This window comes from Gordonia liuliyuniae (assembly GCF_021739025.1).
In the GTDB taxonomy this organism is placed as follows: Bacteria; Actinomycetota; Actinomycetes; order Mycobacteriales; family Mycobacteriaceae; genus Gordonia; species Gordonia liuliyuniae.
This window is the reverse complement of sequence record NZ_JAKKOT010000006.1, coordinates 139827-149639: the sequence shown is the minus strand read 5'-3', so window position 1 is coordinate 149639 and position 9813 is coordinate 139827. Positions and strand designations below refer to the sequence as shown.

The 9813-nt window shown below is 66.8% G+C and carries 8 protein-coding genes; all 8 read left to right on the top strand.

What is annotated here, in order from left to right; all coding sequences use genetic code 11:
• Positions 1-142: 142 nt before the first annotated feature.
• The 8 genes from ftsZ to ileS all read left to right on the top strand — a co-directional run bounded on the left by ftsZ (position 143) and on the right by ileS (position 9569).
• On the top strand, positions 143-1315 hold the full coding sequence (gene ftsZ / locus L5G28_RS13935; protein ID WP_237002058.1) for a cell division protein FtsZ: 1173 nt from the start codon (positions 143-145) through the stop codon (positions 1313-1315).
• Between the two features lie 16 nt (positions 1316-1331).
• Positions 1332-2045, top strand: coding sequence for a peptidoglycan editing factor PgeF (gene pgeF / locus L5G28_RS13930; RefSeq protein WP_237002057.1), 714 nt, complete (start codon positions 1332-1334; stop codon positions 2043-2045).
• A complete protein-coding gene (locus L5G28_RS13925) occupies positions 2042-2776 on the top strand; it encodes a YggS family pyridoxal phosphate-dependent enzyme (RefSeq protein ID WP_237002056.1) in 735 nt (244 codons plus the stop codon). The genes pgeF and L5G28_RS13925 overlap by 4 nt, the downstream gene beginning before the upstream one ends.
• Positions 2777-2858: 82 nt before the next feature.
• Complete coding sequence (locus L5G28_RS13920; RefSeq protein WP_237002055.1) at positions 2859-3650, top strand: cell division protein SepF; 792 nt, start codon at positions 2859-2861, stop codon at positions 3648-3650.
• A gap of 91 nt (positions 3651-3741) precedes the next feature.
• Positions 3742-4044 carry a YggT family protein gene (locus L5G28_RS13915; RefSeq protein ID WP_237002054.1) on the top strand — a complete coding sequence of 101 codons (303 nt, stop codon included), beginning with the start codon at positions 3742-3744 and terminating at the stop codon, positions 4042-4044.
• A 310-nt stretch (positions 4045-4354) separates the two neighbouring features.
• Positions 4355-5143 (top strand): DivIVA-like cell division protein Wag31, encoded by a 789-nt coding sequence (gene wag31, locus L5G28_RS13910; protein ID WP_237002053.1) that lies wholly within the window; start codon positions 4355-4357, stop codon positions 5141-5143.
• A 45-nt stretch (positions 5144-5188) separates the two neighbouring features.
• Positions 5189-6112, top strand: a complete 924-nt coding sequence (locus L5G28_RS13905) for a hypothetical protein (protein WP_237002052.1) — start codon at positions 5189-5191, stop codon at positions 6110-6112.
• A gap of 229 nt (positions 6113-6341) precedes the next feature.
• Positions 6342-9569, top strand: a complete 3228-nt coding sequence (gene ileS, locus L5G28_RS13900) for an isoleucine--tRNA ligase (protein WP_237002051.1) — start codon at positions 6342-6344, stop codon at positions 9567-9569.
• Positions 9570-9813 lie beyond the last annotated feature (244 nt).

Genomic DNA, 9813 nt, shown 5'->3' with positions numbered 1-9813 from the left:
CGGTGGCGAATCGCGACACGCCCAGACGCCTTGCACGGCGTGGCCGGGCGAAGTCAATACCGTTGAGCACAGCGCAAGTACTTGACATAACTATAACCCTTTGGTTGAGCTTTAGGGTTCGAGTTCGAAGTAGGAAGGCATCATGACGCCACCCCACAATTACCTGGCTGTCATCAAGGTCGTCGGCATCGGCGGCGGCGGTGTCAACGCTGTCAACCGGATGATCGAGCAGGGACTCAAAGGTGTTGAATTCATCGCGATCAACACCGATGCGCAGGCCCTGTTGATCTCCGACGCCGACGTCAAACTCGACATCGGACGCGACTCGACGCGCGGTCTCGGCGCGGGTGCCAATCCCGACGTCGGCCGTGCCGCGGCCGAGGACGCGCGTGACGAGATCGAGGAGCTCCTCAAGGGCGCCGACATGGTCTTCGTCACCGCGGGCGAGGGCGGCGGCACCGGCACCGGCGGCGCGCCCGTCGTCGCGTCGATCGCCCGCAAGCTGGGCGCATTGACCGTCGGCGTTGTCACACGACCGTTCTCCTTCGAGGGCAAGCGACGCGGCAACCAGGCCGACGACGGCATCACCGCCCTCCGCGAGTCCTGCGACACGCTGATCGTCATCCCGAACGACCGACTCCTCCAGCTCGGCGACTCGCAACTGTCGCTGATGGACGCGTTCCGCAGCGCCGACGAGGTTCTGCTCAACGGCGTGCAGGGCATCACCGACCTGATCACCACCCCCGGCCTGATCAACGTCGACTTCGCCGACGTCAAGGGCGTCATGAGCGATGCGGGCAGTGCGCTCATGGGCATCGGCGCATCACGCGGCGAGGGACGGGCCAGCAAGGCCGCCCAGGCCGCGATCAACTCGCCGCTTCTGGAAGCATCGATGGAAGGCGCTCGCGGCGTGCTGATCTCGATCGCGGGCGGCAGTGATCTCGGCCTGTTCGAGATCAACGACGCCGCGTCACAGGTGCAGGAGGCCGCGCATGAGGACGCCAACATCATCTTCGGCACCGTGATCGACGACAACCTCGGTGACGAGGTCCGGGTGACCGTCATCGCCGCAGGCTTCGACGGCAGCGCCTCGCGCAAACGCTCCGAGACGCCCGCAGCGGCAGCTCCGGCCGCGGGCTCGGGGTCGGTCGCCAACGCCAGTGCCGGCGAGGTCTCGACGCCCGAGTCCAAGGACGACCCGCTGTTCGGAGGCAACCGGGAGAAGGCCGGGAACCCGTTCGGTGAGCCCGCGCCGCGCCGCAACTCGCTCCGTTTCGACGACGACGACGTCGACGTGCCCGACTTCATGAAGTAGAAGGACCAGACAACGCATGACCTTCAAGGTCCGTCGTGCCGTGACCACGCGGGCCGGTGGCGTCTCGCAGGCGCCGTACGACTCGTTCAATCTCGGTGACCATGTCGGCGACGACCCGGACGCCGTTGCACACAACCGTGCCCGTCTGGCGCGTGATCTCGGGGTGGGGCCCGATCGCGTCGTCTGGATGGAGCAGGTCCACTCGCGAACGGTCACCGTCGTCGAGGGACCCGTCGCCGCGCCGGTACCGGTCACCGACGCACTCGTGACGACGCAGACCGATCTCGTCCTGGCCGTGCTGACCGCCGACTGCGTCCCGGTACTGCTCAGCGACGACGAGGCCGGTGTGATCGCCGCCGTCCACGCCGGACGCGTCGGCGCACGCATCGGGATCGTTCCGCGGGTGCTCGACAAGATGATCGAACTCGGGGCGAAGCCCGAGCGCATCGGAGCCTTCCTCGGCCCCGCCGCCAGCGGCGACGAGTACGAGGTCCCGCCTGCGATGCAGGCGGACGTCGAGAAGCATCTCCCCGGCAGCGCGGCGCGGACCGCGAAGGGGACCGCAGGCCTTGACCTGCGCGCCGGCATCCGGCGGCAGCTGATCGAGGCGGGAGTCGCGGCGGTCGCCGCGGATCCGCGCTGCACGATCACCGACACGCGCCTGTTCAGTCATCGACGCGGTGCGCCGACCGGCCGGATCGCATCGGTGATCTGGATGGACTCGGAGTGACCGGCGGCCGCCGTGCCGAACTCGCGACGGCGCTCGCGGCGGCACGTGAGCGGGTCGCCGTCGCTGAACGCGCCACGGGTCGCCCCCACGGCGATGTCACCCTCCTCGTCGTCACGAAGTTCTTTCCCGCAGCAGACGTCGAGCATCTGATCGATCTCGGGGTCCGCGAGTTCGGTGAGTCCCGTGAGCCGGAGGCGAGCCGGAAGGTCGCGCAGATCCGCGCCGATCGTGGCGACGTCGTCTTCGCCGCGGACATGATCGGCCGAGTGCAGCGGAAGAAGGCGCGTTCGGTGAGCCGGTGGGCGCGGCGTGTGCATTCTGTCGACTCGATCGACCTCGTCGACGCGCTCGGGGGAGCAGTACGACGCAGCCTGGACGACGGTGAGCGGACCGACCCGCTCGGTGTCCTGCTGCAGATGAGCTTGGACGGCGATCCCGAACGCGGGGGACTTGTCGAGTCCGATCTGCGCGGCGCGGCGGACCGGGTCGCCGGCCACGCGGACGAACTGCGGTTGGACGGGCTCATGGTGATCGCACCGTTGGGTCTGGAGCCGGACGAGGCGATGGCGAGGGCCGCTGGCATTCGCGAACGCTTCGTCGCCGACCATCCGGGCGCGCGCGAGTTGTCAGCCGGCATGTCCGGTGATCTGGAACAGGCCATCGCACACGGATCGACGTGTGTGCGTGTCGGAACCGCAATCATGGGCGCGAGGCCGATACTCTCCCCTTAGTCACATTGGCCACAGCAGAACCATCTGGATCAATAGACCCCGACTTTCACAACCACCTCGCGCATCCGTAGAAAGGCTTCCGATGACGACGATGCAGAAGTTCAAGGCATATTTCGGCATGGTGCCTCCGAACGAGTACGACGACGACTACTTCGACGAGCCCGGCGACGGCGCTCCGCTCAGTGCGCGCGAGCGCACCTACATGGAGAAGTACCGTTCTAACGCGATGCGCGAGGAGCCGTTCTACGACGACGACTACCGCGATGACATGGTGCGGGGCGAGATGGTGCGGGGAGAACTCCGTGAGCCGGAGTACCGCGGCGAGTACCGCGAAGCCGGCTACCGCGAGATCGAGTTCGAGGCTCCGGTTCGCGAAGAACGGTTCGAGGCCGCACGCGGGTACGCGCCCCGGGCCAGCCGTCCGTACGGCGCGTCGCGCCACATGGCCGATGCGCACCCGTCCCGCCGCCTGTCCGACGAGGTCCCGGCTCGGTCACGACTGGAGCCGCTCGACCGCCCGTCCACCCTCAGCGTGCGCGGCGCCAACGCGATCGCTCCCGAGCCCCGTATGGAGGTCGACCCGATGGGTGACGCGGCAGGCAAGATCAGCACTCTGCGCCCGGCCGACTACTCGGAGGCGCGCACCATCGGCGAGCGGTACCGCGACGGCAACCCGGTCATCATGGATCTCGTCGACATGAGCAACGACGACGCCAAGCGCCTCGTCGATTTCGCTGCCGGCCTCGCGTTCGCCGCGCGCGGCTCGCTGGAGAAGGTCGCCACCAAGGTGTTCCTGCTCTCGCCCGCAGGCATCGACGTGACGCCTGAACAGCGTCGACGGATCGCTGAGACGGGGTTCTCCAACCAGTCCTGATCGTCGGTGTCGGCAGTGACTCACGCCGCGTCGACGCGCCCACGGGCGCGGCGACGCGGCGGTGTGGTTAGTCATCAGGCACCCGTGGAGGGTGGCGGCCATCCGGTGGGTCCTCTATTTCGTTCTGTTCGTCTACACGATGCTGCTCCTGGCGAGGCTTGTGCTCGAGACGGTGCAGTCGTTCGCCAGACGGTGGCGACCGAAAGGTCCGTCCGTGATCGCGATCGAAGTCGTGTTCACCTCGACCGACCCACCGGTGAAATTCTTGCGCCGCGTCGTCCCGCCGCTGAATCTCGGCGCCGTTCGTCTGGATCTGTCTCTGCTGATTGTGCTCATCGTCGTGTCGATAGGAATGGAGATCACACAGCACTTCGCGTACGCGTCCGTCACGTGATCCGCGGGCCGGACCGGAGGCCCCGTCGGTGTCGAGCAAATGCTGCCATCGGCGCAGGCCAGACGATACTCCGTGCGAGTAGACGTCGTGGCATAACAGGGCCAGATGACGATTCGATCGAGTTTCGATGTCGAACTGGTGGAGGCTTCCGGCGACACTTGGTCCTGAAGTGACGAGATGACACGCTAGTGACGTAGTGGTACTGGTATTAATGGAATGGCGATGAAAATCGTCGCATAGACGTGTTCGCCCGGGCGGACGATCTCGCATCCACCCGGATGCGAACGAAAGGTAAGAGGGGACTCGGCAAATGCGGCTGACACCGGCTGATGTGCACAACGTGGCGTTCAGTAAACCGCCGATCGGCAAGCGGGGCTACAACGAGGACGAGGTCGACCAATTCCTCGACTTCGCTGAGGCGGAACTCGCACGCCTGATCGACGAGAACAACGATCTCAAGCAGCGCGTCAGCGAGTTGGAGAGCGAGCTCGCCGAAGCTCGCGCCGCAGGGCCCGCTCAGACGCAGGCATTTGCTGCGCCCGCTCCGACGCCGGAGCCGACCCCGGCTCCCGCGGCAGCAGCGGCACCCACCCAGGCGCCTGCCACCGACGATGAGGCGAGCAGCCGTGCCGCTCGTATCCTCGCTCTCGCGCAGGACACCGCCGACCGGGTCACCGGTTCGGCACGCGGCGAGGCGGACGGTCTGCTCTCCGACGCTCGCCAGCGCAGCGAAGGACTCGTCGCCGACGCCCAGGGCAACGCCGACGCAACCCTCGCCGACGCTCGCCAGCGCAGCGAAGCGCTCCTTGCCGACGCGCAGACGCGTGCCGAGACGCAGGTCCGTCAGGCGCAGGAGCGCGCCGACTTCCTGCAGCGGGACGCGGAGCAGAAGCACACCGAGATCATGACGACCATCAACCAGCAGCGCGGTGTGCTGGAGGGTCGGATCGAGCAGCTGAAGACATTCGAGCGTGAGTACCGTACGCGCCTGAAGACCTACCTGGAGTCGCAGTTGGAAGAACTGCAGCAGCGCGGCAGCGCCGCACCCGCGGAGTCCGGGCAGGGCCAGGGCTTCGACGGCGGCTACCAGCAGAGCTGACGTGGCCGTCACAACTGATCAGACCGAGCCGATGAGGAACTTCCCATGCTGACAATTGCCGTGGGAATGACCCTCATCGGCTTCGTCTTGCTCGTCGTCGCACTGATGCAGTCGAGTTTCTGGCTCGCCATCGGCTGCATCGTCGTCTGTGTCGTCGGCCTGCTCATCCTGCTGTACGACACCCTCCGCGCCAACAAGCGGGGCCGAGGCGGAGTCGAGGATGAACCGCTCTTCACGATTCGCGGCCGCGAGTCGGCCGCCCGTGCCGAACCGCTGATCGCCGACGCCGACGATGCGGCTGGTGCCCAGTCCGCCGACATCCAGTCCACCGATATCCAGTCCGCCGACATCCAGTCCACCGATATCCAGTCCGCCGACATCCAGTCCAGGGGTGAGGACTTCGACACCGGACGTCCGGGCGCCCGAGCCGCGGACGACGCGACCGAAGTCGTCGCCCCGGTGACGCAGGGCTACACGCCGACCTGGGAGAGCGACGCGGCGGCGACGCCGGGATTGGGTTCGCCGGGATTGGGGTCAATCGTGTCGCCGGACGCGCACGGCAGTGCGGTCGGCGACACGTCGTCGCAGGCTCCCGCCGAGGAGACCGGTGACGCCAACGACTACATCCGGTCGGTGACCGGCTCGTTCCCGGTGCAGACCGGCCGGCAGCAGGCCGCGGCCCCCGGTGCGGATGCGTCGACGCCCGCGAGCGGGTCCTTCGAGACTCCATCCGACGCCGCGCCCACCGGGGCCGAAGACGTCGACCCCGACCAATACGTCGGCCGCCGACGTCGCATCGAACAGTCGGAGAACTTGGTGGTGAACACCTCCGATCCGACGCTGCCCGCGATGCAGTTCGTGTACCGCGACAACGACGGTGCCGATACCGGTGAGCGCCGGGCCGAAGCCCCGCCGTCGGACACCGCTCCGGCCGAAGCCCCGTCTGACGACGAGTCCGACAACAGGTAAGGTCTACAGCAGTCAGCATCGATCCGGCCATCACCGGGGAGCTTCCGGAAGAACAGGCGTTCGCGCCCCAGTAGAACCGGACGGGCAGGCCCGTCACAGCCGTGTCAGATGAGAGGCCGCGCCACACGTCAAGTGTGGGTCGCGGCAAGCGGGGTGGTACCGCGCGAGCCGTAGGCGAGCGTCCCCGTGCCGAGAAGCGCTGAGAGATCAGCAGGCACGAGGAGACCGCATGAGCGAGCAGACCCCCGACACTCCGATGAGCCCGGTGTACCCGATCGTCGACCTGACCGGCGGTGCGGGACGCGGCGCTCCGTCGTTCCCCGACCTCGAGCAGAAGGTCCTCGACTTCTGGGCGGCCGACGACACGTTCAAGGCGTCCATCGCCAACCGTGAAGGTGCGCAGGAGTTCGTCTTCTACGACGGTCCGCCGTTCGCGAACGGACTGCCGCATTACGGTCACCTGCTGACCGGGTACGTCAAAGACGTCGTCCCGCGCTACCAGACGATGCGCGGTAAGAAGGTCGATCGCCGATTCGGTTGGGACACGCACGGTCTGCCCGCCGAACTGGAAGCCGAACGGCAACTCGGGATCACCGACAAGTCGGAGATCGAGTCGATGGGCGTCGAGAAGTTCAACGACTACTGCCGTGACTCCGTGCTGCGTTACACCGGCGAGTGGCGCGACTATGTGACCCGTCAGGCCCGCTGGGTCGACTTCGACAACGACTACAAGACGCTCGACGTGGACTTCATGGAGTCGGTCATGTGGGCGTTCAAACGGCTGAACGACAAGGGGCTCATCTACCAGGGCTATCGTGTGCTGCCGTATTCCTGGTACGAGCAGACGCCGCTGAGCAATCAGGAGGCCAAGCTCGACGACGCGTACCGGATGCGTCAGGATCCGGCGTTGACCGTCACCATGCCGCTCGCTGTGGCTGCGGACTCGCCGCTCGCCGCGCTCGACGGCGTGAACGCGTTGATCTGGACGACGACGCCGTGGACACTGCCGTCGAACCTCGCGATCGCCGTCCACCCCGACGTCGAGTATTCGCATGTGAGGACGACCGACGGCGGCGAGTATCTGCTGGCGTCCGCTCTCGTCGGCGCATACGCGAAAGAACTACCGGAACCGGAGACCGTGGCGACCTACGCCGGCCGCGACCTGGCCGGGCTGTCGTACACGCCGCCGTTCGACTTCTTCGAGGGGCATCCGAACTCCCACCTCGTTCTGCTCGCCGACTATGTGACGACGGACAGCGGCACCGGAGTCGTTCACCTCGCCCCGGCCTTCGGTGAAGAGGACATGGACGTCGCGACCGAGAACGGTATCGAGGTGGTGCAGCCGCTCGATCCGGGTGGCCGCTTCACCGCGCTCGTTCCGCCGTACGAGGGTCAGATGGTGTTCGACGCGAACCCGGTGATCATCAAGGACTTGAAGGCCGCCGACGCCGGGAGCGCAGCGAGCGGGTCGAATGTACAGGGCCGCATCGTGCGGCACGAGACGATCGAGCACTCGTATCCGCATTCGTGGCGGTCGGGTAAGCCGTTGATCTACATGGCGGTCCCGTCGTGGTTCGTCGCCGTGCAGCCGATCAAGGAGCGGATGCTCGAATTGAACCAGGAGATCACCTGGTCGCCGTCGCACATCCGAGACGGCCAGTTCGGCAAGTGGCTCGAGGGCGCGAAGGACTGGAACATCAGTCGCAACCGTTTCTGGGGGGCGCCGATCCCGGTGTGGGTGTCCGACGATCCGGAGTTCCCGCGTGTCGACGTGTACGGCAGTCTCGACGAGCTCGAAGCCGATTTCGGGGTGCGTCCGGACAATCTGCATCGGCCGTACATCGACGAACTGACGCGACCGAACCCGGACGACCCGTCGGGCCGGTCGACGATGCGTCGTGTACCCGAGGTGCTCGACTGCTGGTTCGAGTCGGGGTCGATGCCGTACGCGCAGGTGCACTATCCGTTCGAGAACACCGAGTGGTTCGACGGGGGCGGCGACCAGCTGCCGCACAATCCGGGCGACTTCATCGTCGAGTACAACGGTCAGACGCGCGGCTGGTTCTACAACCTGCATGTGCTGGCGACCGCGCTGTTCGACCGTCCGGCGTTCAAGACGGTCGCCGCGCACGGCATTGTGCTCGGCGACGACGGTCAGAAGATGAGTAAGTCCAAGCGCAACTACCCGGACGTCAACGAGGTGTTCGACCGTGACGGTTCCGATGCCATGCGGTGGTTCCTGATGGCGTCGCCGATCCTGCGAGGCGGCAACCTCGTCGTCACCGAGCGCGGCATCCGCGAGGGTGTCCGCCAGGCGCTCCTGCCGATGTGGAACGCGTACAGCTTCTTGCAGCTGTACGCGGACCGTCGTGCAACTTGGCGCACCGACTCGGAGAACGTCCTGGACCGGTACATCCTGGCGAAGCTGGCGTCGACGCGTGACGAGATGACCCAGGCGCTCGACGTCTACGACATCGCTGGCGCGTGCGAGAGCTTCCGCGAGTTCTGTGAGTCGCTGACCAACTGGTACGTGCGTCGTTCACGCGCACGGTTCTGGGCGGGCCAGGGTGAGGAGCCGGACGCGTTCGACACGTTGTACACGGTGCTCGAGGTGGCCGGCCGCCTGGCCTCTCCGCTGCTGCCGTTGGCGACCGAGGCGATGTGGCGTGGTTTGACCGGCGAGCGGTCGGTCCACCTGGCGGATTGGCCGACCGAGACAGAGTTGCCCGCGGACCCCGATCTGGTGTCGGCGATGGACGAGATCCAATCGGTGTGCTCGGTCGCGTCGAGTGTGCGTAAGGCGAACAAGCTGCGTGTGCGGCTGCCGTTGCCGGGGCTGACGGTCGCGTCGCCGACGGCGGCGGCGATGGAGCCGTACGCGAACCTGATCGCCGAGGAGATGAACGTCAAGTCCGTCGACTTGTCGACCGATGTCGGTGCGTACGGTCGGGTCGAGGTCGCGGTGAATGCTCGTGCCGCCGGCCCGCGGATCGGCAAGGACGTGCAGCGGGCCATCAAGGCGGTGAAGTCGGGGAACTGGGAGTTCGGGACTGACGCGGAGACCGGCGATCAGGTGGTCGTCGCTGACGGTATCGAACTGCGCGGTGAGGAGTTCACTCGCAAGCTGGTCGCGGCGTCGCCGGATTCGACGGCCGAGATGCCGGGCGGGCGAGGCCTCGTCGTCCTGGACACGAAGGTGACACCGGAACTCGAAGCCGAGGGCTGGGCCAAGGACCGTGTCCGCGAATTGCAGGACGCGCGCCGCAATCTGGGGCTGGAGGTGTCGGACCGCATCTCGGTGCGTCTCGTGGTGCCCGCCGACGCCGTCGAGTCGGCGCGTACTCACGCCGAGTTGATCGCCGGGGAAGTCCTCGCGACCACGTTCGACGTCGGCACCGGCGAGCCCGGCTCGATCGAATTGGGCGACGGCGTGAGCGCCGACATCGCGAAGGTGTAGTCAGGGCGCGAGCCAGGGCGCGAGCCATTGTGCCCAGGGCGCGACGTTGTGCTCAGGGTTGAACCCTGGGCGCAGTGGTGGTGCCCTGGGCACAGGCATCTCGTGCCCGCGTGACGACGACCGACGCTTCCAAGACGTTTTGGCACGGGACGGCAAGCGCCGATACCTGATACGCGACCATGTCGAGGATCTGCCGGCCGGGGTGTCGACGCCGGACCAGATCAGAATGCTGTCGCCCGCGTCT